Source organism: Vibrio nigripulchritudo ATCC 27043, from assembly GCF_000222685.1.
Classification (GTDB): Bacteria; Pseudomonadota; Gammaproteobacteria; order Enterobacterales; family Vibrionaceae; genus Vibrio; species Vibrio nigripulchritudo.
Window position 1 is genome coordinate 1 of sequence record NZ_AFWJ01000135.1, and the last position, 21,459, is coordinate 21,459.

26 protein-coding genes and 1 pseudogene are annotated in these 21,459 nt (G+C 45.7%); 13 read left to right on the forward strand and 14 right to left on the reverse strand.

Annotated elements, in window-relative coordinates:
* From RH89_RS12585 to RH89_RS12595, 3 genes are all read left to right on the forward strand, one after another.
* Positions 1-513 (forward strand): CbiQ family ECF transporter T component (locus RH89_RS12585; RefSeq protein ID WP_004402286.1); only part of this gene is annotated, 513 nt, incomplete at its 5' end.
* Complete coding sequence (locus tag RH89_RS12590) at positions 514-1,062, forward strand: biotin transporter BioY (protein ID WP_004402287.1); 549 nt, start codon at positions 514-516, stop codon at positions 1,060-1,062.
* A gap of 50 nt (positions 1,063-1,112) precedes the next feature.
* Complete coding sequence (locus tag RH89_RS12595) at positions 1,113-1,847, forward strand: BPL-N domain-containing protein (RefSeq protein WP_086027438.1); 735 nt, start codon at positions 1,113-1,115, stop codon at positions 1,845-1,847.
* 103 nt (positions 1,848-1,950) lie between these two features.
* Here the strand turns inward: RH89_RS12595 and RH89_RS12600 are convergent, their stop codons facing one another.
* The gene (locus RH89_RS12600; protein WP_004402289.1) at positions 1,951-2,262 is read right to left on the reverse strand and encodes a hypothetical protein; all 312 of its coding nucleotides are present in this window, start codon (positions 2,260-2,262) and stop codon (positions 1,951-1,953) included.
* 327 nt (positions 2,263-2,589) lie between these two features.
* On the opposite strand from RH89_RS12600, the gene RH89_RS12605 reads away from it, so the two are divergent.
* Positions 2,590-3,408 carry a MurR/RpiR family transcriptional regulator gene (locus tag RH89_RS12605; RefSeq protein ID WP_004402290.1) on the forward strand — a complete coding sequence of 273 codons (819 nt, stop codon included), beginning with the start codon at positions 2,590-2,592 and terminating at the stop codon, positions 3,406-3,408.
* 53 nt (positions 3,409-3,461) lie between these two features.
* Here RH89_RS12605 and RH89_RS12610 read toward each other — a convergent pair whose 3' ends face one another.
* The 4 genes from RH89_RS12610 to RH89_RS12625 all read right to left on the reverse strand — a co-directional run bounded on the left by RH89_RS12610 (position 3,462) and on the right by RH89_RS12625 (position 6,901).
* Complete coding sequence (locus RH89_RS12610; protein WP_004402291.1) at positions 3,462-3,743, reverse strand: hypothetical protein; 282 nt, start codon at positions 3,741-3,743, stop codon at positions 3,462-3,464.
* 169 nt (positions 3,744-3,912) lie between these two features.
* On the reverse strand, positions 3,913-4,902 hold the full coding sequence (gene iolG / locus RH89_RS12615; protein WP_004402292.1) for an inositol 2-dehydrogenase: 990 nt from the start codon (positions 4,900-4,902) through the stop codon (positions 3,913-3,915).
* A gap of 22 nt (positions 4,903-4,924) precedes the next feature.
* The gene (iolB, locus tag RH89_RS12620; RefSeq protein ID WP_038145780.1) at positions 4,925-5,740 is read right to left on the reverse strand and encodes a 5-deoxy-glucuronate isomerase; all 816 of its coding nucleotides are present in this window, start codon (positions 5,738-5,740) and stop codon (positions 4,925-4,927) included.
* 153 nt (positions 5,741-5,893) lie between these two features.
* Positions 5,894-6,901 (reverse strand): LacI family DNA-binding transcriptional regulator, encoded by a 1,008-nt coding sequence (locus RH89_RS12625; RefSeq protein WP_004402294.1) that lies wholly within the window; start codon positions 6,899-6,901, stop codon positions 5,894-5,896.
* A gap of 100 nt (positions 6,902-7,001) precedes the next feature.
* Here RH89_RS12625 and RH89_RS12630 point away from each other — a divergent pair, with 100 nt between their 5' ends.
* From RH89_RS12630 to RH89_RS12655, 6 genes are all read left to right on the forward strand, one after another.
* A complete protein-coding gene (locus RH89_RS12630) occupies positions 7,002-8,168 on the forward strand; it encodes a phytanoyl-CoA dioxygenase family protein (RefSeq protein WP_004402295.1) in 1,167 nt (388 codons plus the stop codon).
* An 86-nt stretch (positions 8,169-8,254) separates the two neighbouring features.
* Positions 8,255-9,136 carry a DMT family transporter gene (locus tag RH89_RS12635; protein WP_022551061.1) on the forward strand — a complete coding sequence of 294 codons (882 nt, stop codon included), beginning with the start codon at positions 8,255-8,257 and terminating at the stop codon, positions 9,134-9,136.
* A 169-nt stretch (positions 9,137-9,305) separates the two neighbouring features.
* The gene (locus RH89_RS12640; protein WP_004402297.1) at positions 9,306-9,980 is read left to right on the forward strand and encodes a spondin domain-containing protein; all 675 of its coding nucleotides are present in this window, start codon (positions 9,306-9,308) and stop codon (positions 9,978-9,980) included.
* 109 nt (positions 9,981-10,089) lie between these two features.
* Entirely contained in the window at positions 10,090-10,542 is a 453-nt protein-coding gene (locus RH89_RS12645) for a DUF302 domain-containing protein (RefSeq protein WP_004402298.1), read from the forward strand.
* Positions 10,543-10,817: 275 nt separating this feature from the next.
* Positions 10,818-11,297 carry a hypothetical protein gene (locus RH89_RS12650; RefSeq protein WP_004402299.1) on the forward strand — a complete coding sequence of 160 codons (480 nt, stop codon included), beginning with the start codon at positions 10,818-10,820 and terminating at the stop codon, positions 11,295-11,297.
* A 10-nt stretch (positions 11,298-11,307) separates the two neighbouring features.
* Entirely contained in the window at positions 11,308-12,999 is a 1,692-nt protein-coding gene (locus RH89_RS12655) for an LruC domain-containing protein (RefSeq protein ID WP_004402300.1), read from the forward strand.
* An 84-nt stretch (positions 13,000-13,083) separates the two neighbouring features.
* On the opposite strand, the gene RH89_RS28690 is transcribed toward RH89_RS12655, so the two are convergent.
* The 5 genes from RH89_RS28690 to RH89_RS12680 all read right to left on the reverse strand — a co-directional run bounded on the left by RH89_RS28690 (position 13,084) and on the right by RH89_RS12680 (position 16,228).
* Positions 13,084-14,028, reverse strand: coding sequence for a polysaccharide deacetylase family protein (locus RH89_RS28690; protein WP_050811525.1), 945 nt, complete (start codon positions 14,026-14,028; stop codon positions 13,084-13,086).
* 150 nt (positions 14,029-14,178) lie between these two features.
* Complete coding sequence (locus tag RH89_RS12665; RefSeq protein ID WP_004402302.1) at positions 14,179-14,703, reverse strand: lipocalin family protein; 525 nt, start codon at positions 14,701-14,703, stop codon at positions 14,179-14,181.
* A 173-nt stretch (positions 14,704-14,876) separates the two neighbouring features.
* The gene (locus RH89_RS12670) at positions 14,877-15,344 is read right to left on the reverse strand and encodes an OsmC family protein (RefSeq protein ID WP_004402303.1); all 468 of its coding nucleotides are present in this window, start codon (positions 15,342-15,344) and stop codon (positions 14,877-14,879) included.
* 35 nt (positions 15,345-15,379) lie between these two features.
* The gene (locus RH89_RS12675) at positions 15,380-15,727 is read right to left on the reverse strand and encodes a hypothetical protein (protein ID WP_004402304.1); all 348 of its coding nucleotides are present in this window, start codon (positions 15,725-15,727) and stop codon (positions 15,380-15,382) included.
* Between the two features lie 198 nt (positions 15,728-15,925).
* Positions 15,926-16,228 (reverse strand): Dabb family protein, encoded by a 303-nt coding sequence (locus RH89_RS12680; RefSeq protein ID WP_004402305.1) that lies wholly within the window; start codon positions 16,226-16,228, stop codon positions 15,926-15,928.
* Positions 16,229-16,461: 233 nt separating this feature from the next.
* Here RH89_RS12680 and RH89_RS12685 point away from each other — a divergent pair, with 233 nt between their 5' ends.
* Positions 16,462-17,217 carry a 3-hydroxybutyrate dehydrogenase gene (locus tag RH89_RS12685; RefSeq protein ID WP_004402306.1) on the forward strand — a complete coding sequence of 252 codons (756 nt, stop codon included), beginning with the start codon at positions 16,462-16,464 and terminating at the stop codon, positions 17,215-17,217.
* Between the two features lies 1 nt (position 17,218).
* Here RH89_RS12685 and RH89_RS12690 read toward each other — a convergent pair whose 3' ends face one another.
* From RH89_RS12690 to RH89_RS12700, 3 genes and pseudogenes are all read right to left on the reverse strand, one after another.
* Positions 17,219-17,665: a GNAT family N-acetyltransferase gene (locus RH89_RS12690; RefSeq protein ID WP_004402307.1), complete on the reverse strand. Its 447-nt coding sequence runs from the start codon at positions 17,663-17,665 to the stop codon at positions 17,219-17,221.
* The gene (locus tag RH89_RS12695; protein WP_004402308.1) at positions 17,662-17,988 is read right to left on the reverse strand and encodes a hypothetical protein; all 327 of its coding nucleotides are present in this window, start codon (positions 17,986-17,988) and stop codon (positions 17,662-17,664) included. Before RH89_RS12695 ends, RH89_RS12690 begins: the two co-directional genes overlap by 4 nt.
* A gap of 105 nt (positions 17,989-18,093) precedes the next feature.
* Positions 18,094-19,015 (reverse strand): annotated as a pseudogene (locus RH89_RS12700) (permease).
* 108 nt (positions 19,016-19,123) lie between these two features.
* On the opposite strand from RH89_RS12700, the gene RH89_RS12705 reads away from it, so the two are divergent.
* Both RH89_RS12705 and RH89_RS12710 read left to right on the forward strand, forming a co-directional pair.
* A complete protein-coding gene (locus RH89_RS12705) occupies positions 19,124-19,420 on the forward strand; it encodes an ArsR/SmtB family transcription factor (RefSeq protein WP_004402309.1) in 297 nt (98 codons plus the stop codon).
* A gap of 138 nt (positions 19,421-19,558) precedes the next feature.
* Positions 19,559-20,434, forward strand: coding sequence for a substrate-binding periplasmic protein (locus RH89_RS12710; protein WP_004402310.1), 876 nt, complete (start codon positions 19,559-19,561; stop codon positions 20,432-20,434).
* 34 nt (positions 20,435-20,468) lie between these two features.
* Here the strand turns inward: RH89_RS12710 and RH89_RS12715 are convergent, their stop codons facing one another.
* Positions 20,469-21,425, reverse strand: a complete 957-nt coding sequence (locus RH89_RS12715) for a FecCD family ABC transporter permease (protein WP_038145798.1) — start codon at positions 21,423-21,425, stop codon at positions 20,469-20,471.
* Between the last annotated feature and the right edge of the window lie 34 nt (positions 21,426-21,459).

Genomic DNA, 21,459 nt, shown 5'->3' on the forward strand with positions numbered 1-21,459 from the left:
GAGCATCTTCTTTTACACCTCGCTTTCCTTATCAGTGTTTTGATTTTGTATGCACTCCCTGGGAAAGCATTCTTCATTCAGGGAATGAAACACCTCAAAATCTTGTGGCCAGTGGTGTTGATCATGGCTATTTGGCATGGCTTCACACAAGAGTATCAATTGGGGGCAATGGTCACAATTCGAATGATATCCGCCGTTGCCCTTGCCAACCTTGTTACTATGACCACTCGCCTCGCCGATATGATGGATGTCGCCCATTTTGTGGCACAACCTCTAAGACGATTTGGGCTAAGTAGCAGAGCGCTGGAGCTTTCAATCGCTTTGGTGATTAGAATGACACCCGTTTTAATGTCTAAAGGACAAACACTTTCTCTCGCATGGCGAGCACGAACAACAAAACGTGCTGGCTGGCGAATTATTATCCCTTTTACTGTTATTGCACTGGACGATGCTGACCACGTAGCCGAGGCGCTAAAAGCGCGCGGCAGTACACACATTTTGGAGAAAAAATAAATGGAAAAGAACATTGCATACATTGCCTTGTTTGCAGCACTGATTGTCGGACTTGGCATCATCCCTCCTTTTACTTTAGGTTTCGGCGTGCCAATCACGGCGCAGAGCCTTGGCATTATGCTTTGTGGCACGATTTTAGGCGCTAAGCGAGGCACTCTGGCGGTGCTGTTGTTGCTTCTGCTGGTTGCTATCGGGCTCCCTGTATTGTCTGGTGGACGCGGCGGAATTGCGCTATTTGTAGGTGCTACAGGTGGGTTCCTTATTGGCTGGCCAGTCGCTGCCTTTGTTACCGGTCTTATTGTAGAAAAATGGCGCAGCGCAAACCTGACTTTGGTTGCGACAGTAGCAGCCATCGTCGGTGGTATTATCGTGATGTATATTTTTGGAATCGTTGGAATGTCTATCGTACTAAACAAGACATTGCTTGAAGCAAGTGCTCTGGTCACTGCCTTCATTCCTGGCGATATCGCCAAGGCAGTAGTCACGGGGTTGATTACCTCAGCGATTGCGAAAGCCAGACCAGCAAGCTTGCTGTCCCGTGCAGCCTAGTTAATCTGAATTCGAGATAATTTACTTTTTGCCGCGGGATCAAAACGACTGTGACAACTCTAATTTATAGCGACAACGTTTCTAACAACCATATCCTTTATTATGCGTTGGGAAGATTGCGCGGCAAAAGTAACGTGTTTTTTGTTAATGCCAATGAAATACTGGCTGGAGCTCTCGGCCAAAACGTTGATCTATTCGTGATGCCAGGTGGAGCCAGCCGCTACAAATCTGACAAACTCAATGGCGAAGGCTACCAACGCATTTCTGAATATGTTGCAAATGGAGGCAAATATTTAGGGATTTGCGGCGGTGCCTATCTGGCTTGTGAGTACACAGAATGGGCAAAAGGCACGCCATTTGAAATCATTACCCCCAATCAACTGGCTTTTTTCAGCGGAACTGCCAAAGGTCCTATCGAACAATTCGCACTGGCGGACAATTACAATGCCACCGAAGCTCGAATTGTTCAGCTCGAAACCGAGAATCAGGTATTTGAGTCTATGTATCTTGGAGGCTGCTTTTTTGAAGCGAACAATGAAACCAAAGGCAACTATGAAGTCGTCGCTCGTTTTTCAGAACTGCCAGATAAACCTGCAGGGATAGTTAAGGGTGAATTTGGCGACGGTAGATACGTTTTGTGTTCTACGCATCCAGAGTACGATGCTGAGGCCACACAACTGATGCAGTTTGATGTTATTGGTAACGACTACCAAGACTTTAACACTCTGAAAAACACAGATACCTTAACGCTGGAACTACTCAATACCTTGCTTTCTGGTGGATAACCAAATTCTCGTTCACAATCAGGGAAGACCAAATCAAGTTCAGCCCTCCCTGATACGCATCTCGCAATTCTATTTGCAGGACACTTTAGGCAAATAACCGTTACTAGGCTCGGTCACCAAAAGCGATAAAGCTAAATGCACTGTCTTTTGGTGTTCCACCAGTTCCTTCATCAGCATCACCTGTCAAAATCTTCGCTACATTCGATGTGATATCGTACGTAATTACAGCGTGAACAGACAGGTCCTTGTGTTCGTTGTGTAGCGTTGCGACGACTGCTGGCTGTTCGGCAAACGGATGCTTAAATGTGACAATATACTCACCGGTGTTGTCTTGAGTTACTGTAAAGCCTTCACCTGATACTTTCTCACCGTTTGCACTTACGATACCCGCAATATGTTGATGATTTTCAGCCATCTTTTTTATTCCTTTTTTCGTCGTATTTAGATTAAAGAGTGCGCAGCAAGATAAACACTCTCGATTTTTGAAAGACTGTACACCAAAGACTTAAAGCGCCTTTCAGTCACCTTTCTTACAAGGCCTTATAAAGGTAAATGAGAATTATTATCATTGCAACGTATTGCATATTAATTTTTAAAAGACATGATCGAGATATGGAATAGTTATCGAGTTCATTAGTGAATATTTGGCTCACGAAAAACTACGCAACATTTGAAATGTTTATTCCAAATAAAGTAACCTCGAAACAATTGGGAGATGAGCCTCTTTATTTATGGGATAAGCATGAAACCAGCAACGACACTTTCTGAGCTTCAAGAAGACATTCGAAAAGAATACGGCAACCTGAGTAAGCGGCTTCAGCAGGTGGGTCAGTACCTGTTAGATAACCCTGAAAATGTGGCATTTGATACGGTTGCGGTTATTGCCAGTAATGCTGATGTTCCCCCTTCTACCCTGATTCGTTTCGCTAATGCGTTAGGCTTTAATGGCTTCAACGACATGAAACAGCTGTATCGTCAGAACATGGTTGAAGAAACGAGCAACTATTCAGAGCGAGTTAAGCTGTTTAAAGCCATGTCTCCTGATGACTCACAAGCCAGCACGCCGATTTCTCAGCTCCACAATTTCGCCAACGCCAACGCACACGCGCTTGAGCAACTGGCAAATAAGATTGAAGAGAGCGACCTGAATAATGCTATCACCCTGCTTAAAAACGCTGAATGTCTGTATGTGATTGGTCTCCGCCGATCTTTTAGTATTGCATCGTACATGGTGTATGCGTTGCGCCATTTGGGTAAGCGAGTGGTACTGATCGACGGTTTGGGCGGAATGTATGATGAACAGCTTTCGATGGTAACAGGCAAAGATGCCGTTGTTTCCATTAGCTTCTCTCCTTATGCGGAAGAAACTCATAACTGGGTGAAAGCGGCGAGAGATAAAGGAGCAAAGCAGGTAACCCTGACCGACAGCCAGGTTAGCCCCATTGCGGAGCTGTCTGACGTAAATTTTGTGGTCAACGAAGCCAACGTTGGCGGGTTTAGAGGGCAGTCTGCTTCGCTTTGTCTGGCTCAGACCCTCGCCGTTTCACTGGCCAGTGAGTGACAATTTAGAGTTGATACTAAGCTTCACTTCAAAGCTAAAATAGGGTCATTGTGTCATCCGTAATCTGATTCATTCATATATCCTGCGACAAAAAAGAAAATAACAGTCACGATCAGTGGGAAGCCGTACCACCAATAGGTAAACCCAGACCATCCTTTTAGGTATCCAAAGATCACGATCAATGCGCTTACAAGGCATGTTAAAGGCGTTATGTACATTGCCAATGTGAGCACTTTGGGGTGTCCTGCACCAGTACCAAAAATAAAAAACATAATAGAGAATGGAGCCAACCCAAACTGAAATATGGATCCTAAAATCACCCATAAAAGAGACACTTAAACTCCTACTTACTGCGGTCAATAGATTGCGTAAGAGGATAATCTTCATAGAAGAAAATCTCAGTGAATCGGCAGAACAATGCGACGCAGAACTATTTATTTCTCATGCTAATAAAACAAAAAATGCTGACAAATATGTCAGCATTTCAAGTCTTTAGAATGTGCATTAGCTAATTTTAACTGGCTGACCCGTTCTTAGAGATTCCGTTGCGGCTTCAGCGATAACCAGCGCCATTTCACCATCGTACCCACCGCATAATGGAGCGGATTTTCTTTCGAGTACGTCAACAAAGTGTTGCCATTCAACCTGATAAGCTTTTTCGTACCTTTCAAGGAAAAAGAGCTGTGGTTTGGCTGCCTGAAAACCCGATTCATCCCACTGCTGAACCTGATTTTCCCGAACATTTTCTGCCGTCAAAACACCTTCGCTGCCATGCAGCTCGACGCGTTGGTCGTAGCTGTAGCCTGAACGTCGGCTATTAATGATGGTTGCCGTAGTGCCAGACGGAAAAGTTAATACGGTAACGGCGGTGTCGATGTCGCCCGCTTTACCTATATTTTCGTCGACCAGACAATGACCGTGCGCCATAACGGAAACCGGATCTTCCCCCAGAATAAAACGCGCCATATCGAAATCATGAATGGTCATATCGCGGAACATTCCTCCGGATACTTTCACGTATTCCACAGGCGGTGGCGCTGGGTCACGTGAGGTGATCACCAAGGTTTCTGCTTTGCCTATCGACCCCATGGCGTATCGCTGCTGTACTGCGGAGAAATTGGGATCGTAACGTCGGTTGAATCCGACAAGAAACGGAACCTGATGTTCAGCGACGGTCGCCAGACACTCTCTTACACGCTCCAAACTCAGGTCAATCGGCTTTTCACAGAATATGGCTTTGTTGGCTTTTGCAGCCAGCTCAATCAAGTTGGCGTGGGTATCGGTAGCAGAGCCAATGCATACACCGTGAATCCCCGGGTTGTTCATGGCTTCTTCAATCGACATGACTTCGCCGCCATATTTTTCTGCTAACATTTTCGCCCCCTCCAGATAGGGGTCAACCACAGCAGCGAGTTGCGTTTTTGGATTAGCAGCTATATTTGCGGCGTGAACCTGACCGATACGACCAGCGCCAAATAAAGCGATATTAAACATGTTCTTATTCCCTTTAGAATCGCTAACGATAAGATTCGGTATTTACCCATTGGTGATCTTCTTCCCAGCTAAACAACCACTTCCGTACTGGTCCAGCCATCACATTTAAGTAATAGCTGTTATAACCAGCAACCGTTGCCACTGGGTGATATCCTCTGGGTACCTGAACTACATCACCGTCATACACGGCCATGGATTCATCTAATGTTCTGTCATCGGTATATACCCTTTGAAAACAGAAACCTTGGGGCGGATTCAGTCGATGGTAGTAGGTCTCTTCCAGTTGGGTTTCATTGGGTGGATCATTCTGATCGTGCTTGTGGCTTGGATAGGAGCTGGTACATCCCTCATCGGTATACACTTCTACCACCAGCAGACTGTCGGCGGGCTCATCGTCCGGCAGAATATTATGTACCTGTCTCTGGTTTCTGCCTTTTCCGCGATGCTCTGCCCCTATCTCTTGTGGTGTGATCAATCGAGATGGATAACTCCCTTTTCCCGGCGCCCGGCATACCGCCAGCTCAACTTCCGTTGTCGCGGTTAAAGAGCACTTATCATTCAGCGTTAGGTAGACAGCGTAAGGTTTTGTCTTCTCAAAAGGCGACATCCTTTGCCCAATTTCACCCTGCAAGCTTCCATTTAGGTCTAGCGATGCTTTTCCTAAAACCAGAACAATACATAGTTCTTGCCCGTTGTCTGCAATCCATTCTAGATCTTCGCCTTCTTTCAGCTTGACCACATCAAACCCAATATAAGTCCAGCCTGCGGATTCAGGTGTAATGTGCTGAGTCCGTTTCGATTCGTCTCTAGGTTGCATTTTTGACAGCAAATCCAACATTTTCTGCCCCACACGATCTTTAGATGTTTAACCAATAGAAATGAAGATTTCACATAAAATTATAATGAAACAGTTAATTCAAAAAGCAAAATTAAAAAGTGTGATGACTGGCTAGAAAAGCATCAACTCACAGTCAGGTGCTCCTAACAAAACTTAAGGTAAGTTAAAAGGCGTCACGATATTAATGCGACTGGTGGTGTACGAGAAAGTCGGCATAAGACCATAGGGTGACAGCAGGTTTGAAAATGCCACTCTAGCGTCGTCATCGAGATTGTGATCGATAACCGCGTGCAGCTGTCTGGATCGCAGTAAATGCCGATTGTCATCATCCAGATCGTGACCAATAAAGGCTTGAATAGGTCGGTTCATTTCCTGAAAAGCATCCAGAATGGCTCGGTTTCCCCCACCAATGCTGTATACCGCGCTAATGTTCTCTTTCTTGCCGAGTACATCTTTCACCTGCTTTTTAGTACTGAGATTTAACCCATGCCCTTCACTAACCGTAGTGACTTCTATGTGAGGATGATGACTAAGAAATTGAGAAAAGCCTTCTGCGCGTGCTTCTTCGCCATGAAACAAGTGACTGCTCTGAACGAGAAGAATGCCGTTTGGATTGGAACCCAACCATTGAGTCATCAGGAAAGCGGCGGTTTCTCCAGCCGAAATATTATCAATCCCTATGTAATTCAACCTTTTGGAACCAGGTAAATCCGTCACCAATGTGACAGTAGGAATGCCATTATGGTGTAGCCGATTCACAGCCTCATTGATCTCGGGGTGATCAGGGGCTTTTAGCAATACCCCATGGCTGCCACGATCTTCCGCTTCGTGAATCACCTCAGACAGGGATTCAATATCGATATCCTGATAAAGAAAATACCGCAGCCGAATTCGAAACGGAGCCATTTGCACAGAGATGCGGTTCAGGCTTTCACGGACAAGATGACTGAACCGCGCAGGCGTGTACATGATGACGTCGATGTAAAAAGTCCGACCTTGCAGGGCGTCTAGCTTATATTGTTCTCGAAGCTCAGAGATGGCTTGCTCCACGCGTTGCCGTGTCTGGTCATGCACGCCATTTCTTCCATGTAACGCTCTGTCCACCGTCGCGGTACTGAACCCAGCCTGAGCCGCTATCTGCTTCACTGTGAATTTGCTCATCAGGGAGTTCTCCGCTTCATGATGGACTTTTGATGGACATTTGCCTCACCCAAAAGATTACAAATGATTAACATTTTTGTCACCAATTAAGGAGATTTCTATGGACAGACCAATCCCAACGTTTGCTGGCAAAGAACAATTGAATATCGACTCGTTTATTCACAGTTGCAAACCCAAAGGTAATCAAAATTACCCCAACGCCAAGCAGTGCTACAAAGGCATTATGATTTATGATGCGAAAACAATAACACCTGAGAAATGGCACATACTTAGAAGCGAATTTGCCGATATTTTTTTGAACGGCAGCGGCATTGTTGTGATTAAGAATTTTTTCGCCAAGACAGACATCATTGACCGAATGAACCGCATTTTCGACGACATTCTCGACTCAGAGCTTGGGTTTGGTGAAGGGGATCATTTCGCCCAAGCGGGCGCTATGTCAAATGGTCGAATTTGGAATGCGTTTCAGAAAAGTGCGGTTCTCGATCCTCAAAGCTTCATCGACTACTACAAAAACCCGCTACTCAAATTGGTCTCCGAAGCCTGGCTAGGGTCGAATTATCAGGTAACGGCTCAGGTCAACATAGTGCGACCGGGTGGTCGCGCGCAGCAATCGCACCGAGACTATCATCTGGGTTTTCAGCATGCTGATACGCTCAAGGACTATCCCGTTCACGCGCAGAAGATGTCTGCCATGCTGACTTTGCAAGGTGCTGTGGCTCATTCAGACATGCCACTGGAATCGGGACCAACTAAGCTGTTACCCTATTCCCAGCACTATCCGCTCGGATACGTTTCCTGCCGCGAAGAGAAGTTTCAGCGGTACTTTGAAGACAATTACGTTCAGTTACCTTTGCAAAAAGGAGATGCTGTATTTTTTAACCCAGCCATCATTCATGCCGCAGGGCAAAACGACACTGATGATGTGCACAGAAGCGCAAATCTACTTCAGATCTCTTCAGCGTTTGGAAAGCCGATGGAAACCGTCGATCTAGCAAAAATCTCAACCACACTCTTCGAATACTTAGCACAGCATTGGTCAGGTAACTCTCTGACCAAAGAGGAAAAGGACGCAATACTCACGGCATCCGCTGATGGATATTCATTTCCGACAAACCTTGATACAGATTCGCCGATTGGAGAACTTGCCCCGCAAACCATGAAACAACTTCTTCAAGAAGCGTTAGATCAAGGTTGGACAAAGGCAAGGTATCAGGAAGCGCTGAATAATCAGATAGAGAGACATCAGGCAGAAGCGGCTCCGTAATGTATCAAAACCCCAGAAATAATAGCGTTGGCTTCATAGTGAATAAAACGTATGATTTGCAAACACAATTTTTATTCACCACTTTTATGAACGCTCAACACCACAACCCACTGCAGGGAGCGTCCTGGATGCTCACTGCGGGCTTGGCTTTCGCTATTGTGAACAGCCTTGCTCAAGTCGCCAGTATCAATTTTGGCGTACCTTCGACTACTGTCGCTCTGATTCAGTACGGCATCGCATTGATTGTGATATTGCCTTACCTGCGAACACTAGGTATTCGCCAGTCACTCAGAACTGAGCATTTTGGCTGGCATGCCACCCGTGTTTTTCTGTCTGTTATCGGCATTCAACTCTGGCTTTGGGCGTTAGCCTACCCCGTGCCAATTTGGCAGGGCATTGCACTGCTGATGACCTCACCGCTGTTTGCCACTGTCGGTTCAGGTTTATTCCTGAAAGAAAAAGTCGGCGTCGCCCGTTGGTTTGCCACTCTCACTGGCTTTGCAGGTGCGATGATCATTCTTGAACCGTGGGCAGATGATTTCAGTTGGGCAACCTTACTGCCTGTGGGCGCGGCCTTCTTTTGGGCATGTTATTCACTTATGGTCAAAAAATTATCAGTAAACGATCCACCGTCTACCATGGTGGTTTATCTGCTGGTTCTGATTACCCCTTTTAATATTCTGTTGGCACTGCCTGATTTCACCATGCCTGAAAGCTTCAATATCTGGGGTGTGTTGTTTGCTGCGGGTCTGTTTACAGCACTTGCACAATGGGCAATCGTAAAGGCATATGCGGTGGCTGATGCCTCATTTGTTCAGCCTTTTGATCACGCTAAACTGCCGTTAAACGTTCTGGCGGGTTGGATGGTATTTGGTTGGGTACCTCCGGGCAGATTGTGGCTGGGTGCCGCTATCATCATTGCTTCCGTCGCTTTCATCACCCATTGGGAAAGCAAAAAATCCAAATAACCTGACTTTGGGTTAATTCCCCTCAGGACAAAAGAAATGCTAGCAAAAGCATCAATTGTGATGCTTTTGTGAGTTTTCTGTGAGCCATTCTCTTCATACACCTGCGTATAGTCGTACTAACCTGTTCCACTCGCGAATTGCAATCAATAACGACCTGCGAGGTTTTCGTATGAAAAACGCAACTAAAACGCTCATTTCTTTCGCCTTGTTAAGCCTGTCTCCTTCGCTGCTGGCAAGCTCTTATTACTATCATGAACGCGTGTATGAAGTAACGGTGACCAACCTGACCAAAGGTATCGCCTTTACTCCTGTTCTTGGTGCTACCCATTTACCCAGAAACCAACTTTTCCGCTTGGGAGAACCTGTCACAGACAACGTAGAACGTGTCGCCGAAGGGGGTGATATTGGACCTCTGAGAGCAGAGCTTGATGCATCAAGCCAATACTCAGCTACGGCGGCATCCGAAGGCTTACTGACTAACGGGCAAAGTGTCACTTTTGAAATCACGTCTCAGCGCCCGCATAGCCGTATCAGTTTGATTTCTATGCTGTTGCCGACCAACGACACCATGGTTTCACTGCGAGGAAAACGCCTGCCAAGATACATTGGCACATCAGTAACCTACCAAATGCACGCCTACGATGCAGGTACGGAAGCCAATGATGAATTGTGCGCCAATATCCCTGGTCCGCTTTGTGGCGGTCAGCCTTTCTCGGCAGATGCTGCAACGGATGAAGGCTACGTTTACCCTAGCCCGGGAATACATGGTGAAGGCGATCTTGCTCAGTCTGCTTACGACTGGCAGGGAGCTGTCGCCAAAGTAAGAATCAAACGTATTCAATAAGTTGAAGCTTGGCGGGGTATTTGCCCTGCCGTATTCTGATTCATGATTGTTCGCTCTGAGTGGGGAATTGGAGGAACCGTCAATCAACCCATAACAGAGGAACAACCCAATGAAAAAAACCATCGCAACGGGCGTGATTTCATGCCTGCTCTCTTATTCAGCTTTTGCCGCTGACAATGGTCTTATCACAGTAAAAAGTCTTCACAGTGTCGAGCAAACTGCTGAGAAATTAATCAATGTACTTGAAAGCAAAGGCATGACTGTTTTCACTCAGATCAAACACGACGAAGGAGCGAAAAAAGTCGGAATGGAATTGCGCCCTACCCGACTTGTTATTTTCGGGAACCCCAAGGTAGGTACACCACTAATGAAGTGCAGTCAGACCACTGCTATCGACCTACCACAAAAAATGCTGATTTGGCAGGACGCCTTTGGTGAAAACTGGCTTTCTTACAACAGCCCGGATTATCTCAATGAGCGACACGGTTTAGAAGGCTGCGCTAAAGTCATCGGAAAAGTGAAACAAGCACTGGGTAACTTTGCCAAGGCAGCCACACAGTGAAGCCACTAATCGACAGATAACAAACTAAGTCCGGAAACGTAGAATTTTATTGGCAGGCGTTTCCGGAATTACACAACAAATATCGGGCTATTTCCCTTCCCGAATCTCTTCAAACTTCTTAATTTGAGAGCCAAACCCTTCAAAAACTCTCTAATATGACTTTCAAAAAGAAAATTAGCCAATACTAATATTTTATACCTCTTATTTTTCAATAGTTTAAAAACGGCATATTGTTTGCTTAGTGAATTCAGATCTCACTGGATAGAGTCATTATAATGAAACCAATATTCCGATACTTTCTGTACTCATTTGTTCCATTTTCCCTACTCGCATGTGGTGGTGGCAGTAGTGATAGTCCTTCATCCTCCCCTTCTTCTGATTCAGGGTCCTCATACACGTTTAAAGACATTACGATCCCGAGTGGATTCACCTGGAAGAGCAGCGAAAGCAAAGAAATTACCTTTCGCGTTGTCAGTAACTTTTCTACGCAAAACGGTGTGGGCGTAAATGTAAACGGACGCCATATTCTCAAAATGTACAGCGTCTCGTCCTCAGGAGTAGACAGCCAACCCTTCTACACAGGTCGTACAGATCAGACAGGAAAGCTGACCAGAGAACTCCAGCTTTCTTCTAATTGGGAACAGATAAAAATTGTGGCTTCTGTCGATGGCACTACCTGCACCCAACAAGCTTCTATCAGCACCATGACGTCCGAAATGCTAATTGGGTGCGACGTTACAATTGGTTCCGACTAAGGAGAGCAAGATGAACTTACTATCAAAGATGATAAAGCTGCCACTTGCTCTGTATTTCATACTTAGCTTTCACGCATTAGCGGCTCCAACAGAAGAGCAGTCTGTCGACAATGGAGATGGCTCTACTACATTTACTCAGAAAATAGATGCCTCTAGTACATCGCCACACTATGTCGCGCCAAACGGTTATGGTTTTAATCTTTACAGTGGTAAAAATAGCGACTTTTCCTGGCAACACAGTATTACGCTTCCAGCAGGCGCTCAGGTCACTTCAGCGACTCTGATGATCCGCGCATACGACGTCGACTCAGAGCCATTTCATGGGGCAAATGGCGAATATGACGGAGTATCTGTCGACGGCGCTCAGCTCAACCCCGGTTTTCTTCAGGGCACTAATGGCACATGGTCAAATACAGAGTTTGATTTACCTCTTTCATCCCTAGATGACGGGGTCGTGGACGTAGACTTAGATATTGACATGGCAAACCTGTCTTGGCTTACCACAGTAAGCTACAGCCAGATGACTGTTACCTACATCATCATACCCAACGACCCTCCTTACACACCGACACTTAGCCGGAGTTCAGGTATTGCCGAAGGAGACGATTTGGTCGTTACGATTACCGGACCATCTCCCGCTGATCCAGATGGCGATTCTGTTACCTACAGCTACCGATGGTTTGTGGATGTCGGGCAAGGCTTCTATGTGGATGATGAGTTCGCCAGCAAATCCAATACAACGGGTGCAACCGTACCATCCAGTCAAACAGCCATTGGAGAACGATGGAAAGTTCAGGTTTTCGCCACCGATTCCAATGGCTTGATCAGTGAGATCGCAGAGATCAGCTGGCCAGAAATAGGAGATGCAGATGGAGACGGAGTGGGTGACGCTTCAGACTACGCCCCAAATGATCCTAACATCGCCTTTTATAGCCGAACACCCACCAGCGGTTGGTACACTCTGGCGTTTGAGGATCGTTGGCCAGCCGAAGGTGATTATGACTTAAATGACTTTGTGACACGCTATGCCTATGAGATCTACACGAATGCGGATAACGAAATGACACGCTTTGATTTCATCGGTCAGGCGGTGGCGAGAGGCGCAACCCGAGCAAACGCATTTGGCATTTCACTCAATGGTGTGGAACCCGGTCACGCATCGTCGATCACCAAAACGTACGAAGGGTCGGATTCTCTTATCAGCGCGGAAAGTGGGCATTCAGGTGAACTGGTTTTTGTGGTCTTCAGTAATCTGAGCGATACGCTACCAGCGAATGGCACCTATTCCTTCTATAACACCAATGCAGGTGACGACAGAGACGCTAAAGATTACCGCGTTTCGGTAGTACTAAACACGCCATTGGTAAGCTTTACCAGTCAGACTCTTAACCCATTCATTTACAACACCTACAACCGGAACAAAGAAGTCCATCTGGTCAATTACCCAAATACCGATTTGGCAGACACCAGCTTGTTTGGCACCGATTCTGATGATTCGGATATTAGCGCATCTCGGTATTACCAGACTTCGACAGGGCTTCCATGGGCGTTAGATGTTCAGTCGCAGTGGTCTCACCCACACGAAACGGTTGACGTTACCGAAGCTTATCCAGACATCCGATCTTGGGCGGAATCTGGCGGTGTCGATAAAATGGATTGGTATGACAATAAGTCTTCAGGCAAGTGCTGGAAGTGCCAGTAGTAAGTTAACCGTGCTGTAACCTGCCACACGTTCCCCTACGGATGCTGTTTGAACCGTAGGGGTTCGCTTTATTAGTGTTCACCGTTATTTCAGGCAATCGCTGCCAGAAGTCATCAGGCGCTTTAGCTCTCGATAATTGGTGAAATTTATGCCGCTTTCTTTGATGGCATCATTAAGCGAACCATCGGTCCAGACTCGAAATTCATCAAAGCGGAACTCCGCATCTCTGAACTGCTGTTTTGCACTCTCCGTTCGGTAAGCAGGGTGAATGGCGACATGGTGCAATGCAGGTTTTGCGTCTTTGAACATGTTCTGATATTGCGAACGACTTAAGTTTTCATCCATCAATCTGTCTGTTGGGTTGTAATACATCCAGAATACGTCAGCAGTGAAAAAGTCTTTCCATTGGAGCGTGGACGTTCGGCTACGCTGTTCTCTTTGAGTCATCCAGTGATGCTGAATCACAATCGGCATTTTGTAATGTTTCGCGATGCTTAAGGTGACGTCCCAGAAATCTTCTCGATACGCCCAGTAAAGCATGTGAAAATCCAGATGCGTAACCTCAAGCCCCATCTCTAGAGCTTTATCTATCTGCGCTTCGAGCTCTTTGCGCACCTCTTTAATATCAGCATACTCGGCAAGCTCCTCTCCAGTTGGCCACATATAACCTTTTTCGTTGTACAAGGAAGGAACTTCTTCCTTACTTAGTAGAGGTGTCCAGCTATTGGCTTCCTGCCATTCGTTGGTGAGGGTGAGATGCAGCCCGACAGGCACTTTGTTGTTGATCGCATAGCGCGCAGAAAAGTTAAAATTTGGTGTAGGCACCATAAGTGAGAAGGTCTGGACTATTTCTTTTTCATACATATCGAACACCGCATTATCCATGTCGGGATGCATACCTATATCATCAGCATTGATAACAAAGACAGTGTCATCTTTACTAAAACCAATGCATTGGCTGACTTTGCTTGAATCTGTACAACCAACAACAAAGATCAGAGCCAATACACACATCCATACCTTAGCCATTTATGCACCTGTTCGTTTTAACAACAGGGCGTAATATGACATATATGGAATAAGCAGAACTTGACTTATGTTTTGATTTTGCTGGTTTTTCAGTTGGCTCGAACAGAAAGTCCGAGCCGTAAAACATTACCAGTTGGAGTACTTAGAGAATTATTGCGAGGAAGTTTGATTCACGAAGATCAGCTCGTCGGTGTTGAAACCACGTTCTTTAGACATAGCAACGAACTTGTCCTTGATGGACTGGTCTACCTCTGGAGTACGGGAAAGTAGCCATAGATAGGAATTGTCCGGTCCGGAAACAAACGCATAGTCGTAGTTATTTTGTTCCAGTTCAAACACCACGTAAGAACCATAGAAAGGACCAAAGAAAGACACCTTCAGATAACCCTGATTATCGCCTTCAACAAAATACGCTTTACCTTCGGCTTGATCCCACTCCTGTTCCTCAATGGAGTAACCACGGTTGATGACTCGTATGCCACCATCATCTCGCCAGGAATATTCAGCCGTTACCTGCTCTAAACCTCGCTCAAACGAGTGGTCCAGCCGCGCTATTTCGTACCATTTCCCAAGGTATCTTTCACCTTCAAACCCTTGTACTGGCTTAACCTGATCTGGCATACCCAGACAACCTGACAACACAATTGAAGCAAGCAGCGCAGTTAACATTCGCATATCGGATCCTCAATAATTCTTTTGATTTTGCACGCTTTTACGTATGCAAGTACCCGTTGGTTCTGTCGGTTCTAAATTATTTCAGGAAGATCACTTCCCTCTGCGGACAGAGAACTCTATATCGAATTCCAGGTTAGCCTTTGCAGGAAGAATAACAACCCGAGTGCATATTGCTATGAATCGCTTGAGATTTCTATTGCGGTTTTAACAGAGTTTGCGATAAAGCAATTTTTATGGGCTAGCTTGTGCAGTTTTTGAACTTGTTCTGATGAAGGGATCTTGTCACCCGAAAACTGAACGTCTGGACAAAGGCAGACTTTGCTTACCCAGAGTTTTCCATTTTCGTTTTTGCTGAGAACACCTTGCGCTGTGTCCCGATATTGCTCGACGATGTACTTTCGCTTCGCGGCTATTGCCAGAAACGCCATCATATGACAGCTCGAAAGCGTTGCTATGTAGGCTTCTTCAGGATCTACCGCGGATTCATCAGATAGAGGAGGAGGCAGGATCTCGGGTGATGGAGAAGCAGGAATAGAAACTCCCCCATCAAATTCCCAGGTATGTACCCGACTGAACTGGCTGTCGGTAAAAGGTTGTTCAGGCAGCTTTTGCCAACGAACAGTTGCGCGGTGAGTCGTCATCCGTTACATCACGTTGGAAATTGGTGACGAGTATTCTAATCGTTTTCGTAAATAATGCATTCACCGTAACTTCGTTTCGCGCATTCATTTCGCTTTTCGTTTTGAACCTTGTCTTCAATGTTCATGATTTCCCACTCGTTATCGTCTGGATTTCGACCCCGGTCAACAAAAGTAATAAGGGGTTCATCGGAATCATCGCTTTCCCATATGGAGCCTTCATATTCAAAGTCATTATTAACTTTGGATTCGTCTTCGCAGTTCACACTGGTCGACGCATGAGAATTACGCTCACATGAATCGTAAAGAATAGAATTAGCTTGGGCGGTTGAAATAATTGAGATGGTGGCAGCAAGCAAAGATGTGCCTAAAAGAATTCGGTTCATTAATGTTTTGTTTATTAGTACAACTCAGGTCATTCATTTTATAAATAACCATTTTTTTATCAATGTTTTTTGAGTTTCTTGTCAGTTCGGTTCCAAACTTAACCTTAAGACAAAAGAAATGCTGGGATTTAAGGAACTATTGAGCGAGGTGATTTTAAAAGCGCGATGGTGTTTCGCGCTATCAATACGGCCATAAAGTTAACTTTGAGGCTGGTAATCTAGCACCACAATGTCTTCAAGGATCGGATGGAACTTGGCTTTTAGATCCTCATGCTCAGGATGTTCCAGATAGTTTTGACGACCCGCTTCATCAGCGAAGGTCATAAAAATACAATGCGTATATTGTTTGTTCTTTCCTTCCGGGCTGTCATTTTCTCCCCATTCAACCGCAGACACTCCGTCCACTTTTTGAGGTATTTCCACAAACAGCCCCAGCAAAGTCTGAATGTCGGATTCCTGTGCTGACGCTTTAAACTGAACCAGTAATAAATGCCTTATCATTTCCCTCTCCTTTATTTTATAAAATAAACATCATCATACGGGACGAATTAGAAACATGGTGTTTTCGCTAAGCTTTCTGCGATGTGTATTCCAGCCAGCCATTTTGCTATCTGGCAAGGTATCCCTTTGACTATCATTACTTTTAGGTGTCTATTTCTTAGCCTGAGACACAGAACAACGTCTGCTTATGCCTTTTGCACTAGAGTAAAATATAACCATAAAGGAGAGTAAACATGGAAAAAGTTGCGTTGGTCACAGGTGGTGCCAGTGGTATTGGGTTCGCCATTGCGAAATCACTGCGAGATAACGGAATACAGGTCGCGATAGCCGATCTCAATCAAGAGGATGGTGAAGCCGCTGCACAGCAGCTAAACGCTGAGTTTTTTCAGTGCGACTTATCGGTTCAGGAAAACAATCTTTCACTTGTCAAAGCGGTCGCCAATCACTTTGGACATATCGATATTCTGGTAAACAACGCTGGCTTTCAATACATATCCCCCATCGAGTCCTTTCCAGAAAACACGTTCAATACCATGCTTTCGGTTATGCTCACTTCCCCTTTTCTTCTCACCAAATACTGCTGGCCGTATATGAAGAAAAACAATTGGGGCAGAGTCATCAATATTGCTTCCATTCATGGAAAAATTGCCTCTCCTTATAAATCCGCTTATGTCACGGCAAAGCATGGGCTAATGGGATTGACCAAGTCTTCTGCTTTAGAAGGGGGAGAGTTCGGCATTACCGCTAATACCATTTGCCCTGCTTACGTTAAAACACCTCTGGTTGAAAAACAGATTGCTGATCAGGCGAGCAATCACAACATCGATCGCGATCAGGTGATTAAGGAAATCATGCTAAAAAAAGCGGCAATCAAGAAGATGATCGAACCTGAAGAAATTGGTGCCATGGTGAACTATCTGATCAGCGATGCCGGTCGTTCCATTACTGGCACAAGCTTATCGATAGATTTAGGCTGGACGGCGCAGTAAATCAGAGCGATTTTCCTAAGCAGATGGAGATTTCTCTGCCAACGTATTTCCCATAGGGTGGGATTTCCACGTATCCGTTTTTCAGATAAAAATTGACCGCCTGAGTATTGACGCGCCGAGTAGAAAGTATGGCGCGTTGATACCCTTTTCTTCGGGCAAAATCTTCCAGAGCAACTAGCAACGCGCTTCCGCTGCCCGGCTTAGCAGAGAACATTCGCTTTACTTCGCAAATGCCTTGCTGATGGAAACGAAAACTTCCACAAGCAACAGCCTCATCTTGGTCATACCCGACCAATGCCCCATCCCGCTGCGGAGAAAATTCCTCAGCCTGAAACGAGCTTTCCCCGCTATCCTGAGTTATCTGAGTAAGAGAACGGTTGAGCTGACTGATAAGCACCTGAAAATCTGAAGAGTCAGGTGAAGATGCTCTGAATTGAAGTGAACTCATAGGCTTTCTTTTTGAGCAGAAGCGCGAGCCTCAGCAAGAGAAACGCGATAGTGATATGCCAGACGCGCCCAATAAAGTGTGGCGAGGGGACCAGCAATCATGATGGTGTTGGTCATCACCCTTGCAAAATAATCCGCACCAATAGACTGAAAGTACAGAATAAGAGCTGTTGCACTCACGAAGATTATGGCAGGAGCCAACAAAAAGGTGGAAATTGCCAGCCACTTACTGCCATTGCATCGGAGCAATCCCAGCTTCTCAACTAAAACAATGACGGCAATATAATATAAACCAACAATAACGTTGGCGTACGCTGCATCCATGACTTTTCAATCCTTTGACTCACATGGTTTTCTGAACAAACCATAACAAAAGCGGCGCACTACATCCAATTTCGCACACCGCCTCCTAACACTGTTCACACTATTTTATAAAAACACTAAGTTATAGAGAATACCCGCACTTATTGCCATGGTCAGAATGACCGCGACAAATGACACTATCATGGTGTTTTTGAACATGGATTTAAGCAGGATAACCTCTGTCAGGCTGGCACCAGCACTCCCGATAATGAGTGCCATGACTGCACCTAACCCCATGCCTTTTGCTGCCAGTGCTGCGCTGAGAGGAATGACCGCTTCAGCCCGAATGTAGAGCGGGATGCCAATTACAGCCGCGACAGGTATCGCCAACGGATTATCTTCACTCGCAACAGAAGCGATGAACTCGGTAGGCATAAACCCGTAGATCACTGACCCTAATGCAATCCCCCCTATGAGGTAAGGCAACACCTTTTTAAAGTCACTCCAGGTACTGTTCCAGACTTTTAGCCACTTATTCTCGGGTTTGGATTTCGCACCACAAGAAGATGCCGGGCAGCCAGAGGATGCCGGAACCTCATACACTTCTGGTTTAATGTATTTCTCAAACCCTAGCTTCTCAAGCAGATACCCTGCAACAATCGATACGCTCATTGCCACAGTGAAATAGAGCATCGTCACTTTTAGCCCAAAGGTAACCGCAAACAGCCCGATAATAATCGGGTTAAGCAGCGGGCTTGCGAATAAAAAGACCATCATGGTCCCAAACCCTGCCTTTGCTCTTAGCAGACCTTTTTAAGAATGGAATGGTTGAACAAGAGCAAAATGGCGTAATTGCCCCCAAAAACGCAGCGATGATGTAACCACTGCCATTTTTGCTGCTCAAAATTCGCTGGATTTTCGAAGGTGGGATGTACATTTGTACTACGCCAACCAGATAGCTAATAAGCAAAAACAGCAACGTCAGCTCGACTGCTAAGAAGGCAAACATATTCAGCGTTTCTTGTAAGGCAAGAGAATCAATAGTCATTATTTTACTCACATCTATATTTCTAGAATATTCGAAATATAAGATCATCCATTGTATCGATCAAGATATTTCTAGTATTATCGAAATAAATTTTTTACGGGGTCTGAAATGGACATTGATATTGTTGCAAAATCACTAAAAGAACTTGGGCACCCCACGCGGCTGACTATTTACAAATCTGTGGTCAAAGCAGGATTTAAAGGTATTGCTGTAGGTGGCTTACAAGAAAAACTGAACATTCCCGGGTCAACGCTCTCGCACCATATTTCTGGGTTGGTTTCAGCCGGCCTGCTGACACAGCGGAGAGAAGGACGCACGCTGTTTTGCGTTGCTGAATACGAAAAACTGCAGTATGTGATTAGCTTTCTTTTAGATGAATGTTGCGCCGACGAAGAAGAGTCATGACCCTCATATATGCAACTCTTTACGCTAATAGGAGGTCCGTAATCTCTTCTTCGAGAATATTGTGCATTCCTCAACCATGAGACTTTAATCTAAACTATCCTAGGAAACATAAGACCACACAAAAATTATGGTGATAACATGCATCATTTCGTTTTGTTTTCCTTGTTTACGCTACTAGTAAACTTGTTCGTGGTTCTTTCCGTTCATGCCAGTAATACCGAAATGCCTATTCGGGTTTGCGGCAAACCTTGGGCGCCTTACTTTTATCTAGACCCTAATCCCTCTGTTGGTGAACGCCCCAAAGTTCAAGGGATAAATATCGAGCTGTTTAACGCCATCAACCAAGACACTGATCTGGATTTCTTGTCTGAAGTGATTCCATGGAAGCGTTGCCTTCATAACACAGAAAAGTTCAGTTCACTCAGAAAACATGAAGTTGCCACAGACGCCACCTATAACGCCAGTCGTGGTGAGAAATATCACTTCGTCGGTCCGATTTATTCGGCACCTATTGCTATCTTCTACTCGCGAAGAGCATTTCCAAACGGAGTGATCAACCCTGAAACCAAGAAAGCAGTGACCAAAGTGAAAGAGCTAAAACACTTTGAGATTTGTGGGATGGCAGGCTGGAACTATGAGATTTACACCAGTAAATATGGTATTCCTCAGGAGAACATTATCACCACCGTTCATGGTGGGCTGACAAGCGTAATGAAGATGCTGCAACAAGAGCGATGCCAGATTTTGGAAACTCAGGTATCCATAGTGGCAGGCAGTATCTCAACAGGAAAACTGTCACTTCCCAAAGACATCAGATGCCAGCGCCTGATTGAAAAGCCTGTCGATTTTTATCTGATGATCTCGCGCCAGTCTCCTCGTGCTAAAGAACTGGTTACGAAGATCAATGCGTCTTTAGTGAAGTTAAAAACCAATGGTGACCACCAGACGATTTTTGATACTTATATGAAATCCGTGATCGGAGATGACCCAAATTCTCTGCTCGATTGTCTGTGACCCAATCTCTTTTCATTAGATAGCCCGCAAGCTGTCAGCTTGCAGGCTTTTTCCAGACTAAGTACAAAACAAACACACCACCTAACGCCGCAGTTACGATACCCACCGGGAGTTCCTGTGGCGAAAGAATGGTTCGGCTAACAATATCACCCAGCGTCAGCATCACGGCTCCCCACAAGGCTACCAGTGGCAGCGCAAGCTTGTGAGTCATTCCTGAAAATGGGCGTACGAGATGAGGAACCATCAACCCGATAAAACCAACCACTCCAGTCAAGGCAACAATGGATGCGGTGCAAAACGCACAACATAAGAAGACTTCACTTCGAAGTCGATGCACATTAACACCAAGAGAATGCGTGGTTTGCTCACTCACCAGTAAAGTATCAAGCTCGCGATAGCGGAATAAGATCAGCACCACGACGCACAATACGCCGATCGCTGCAAAAATCAGATTCTCCCAACGAGCCAGTCCCAGCCCTCCCATGGTCCAGAACAAAATGGAACTGGCGGCGCGCTGATCACCCGAATAGATGAGAAAACTGGTCACTGCTCCAAACAGAAACGAGATCGCCAGACCACACAACACCAGGTTGTTATTGCCTCGCTTTTTCTGCATCGAGAATAAGATCAGCACTGCAGAGGCAGACACAATCCCCCCGGCAAAAGCTGCCAAAGGAAGCGACCACAACCCTAGCGCATCGCCTAGTTTAGTTATGACCAGTACAGCACCAGCAGACGCTCCGGAAGACAAACCAAACAAGAACGGATCGGCCAGATCATTTCGCGTCGTTGTCTGAAGCAGAGCACCGACCATTGCGAGCCCTGCACCGGCAATGATGGCGAGAAGAACTCTTGGAAGACGCAAGTCTATGAGGATCCGGCTGGTCATGCTCATCTCTTCTTCATTGAAAGCTCGTAGCCCTGCCAGTACTTCATCAAGTGACAGTGACACCGAACCGAATTTTAAGCTGAACACAAACGAAACAAGCATGGCGCTTCCTCCAAGCCACCATGCCATCTGGTAT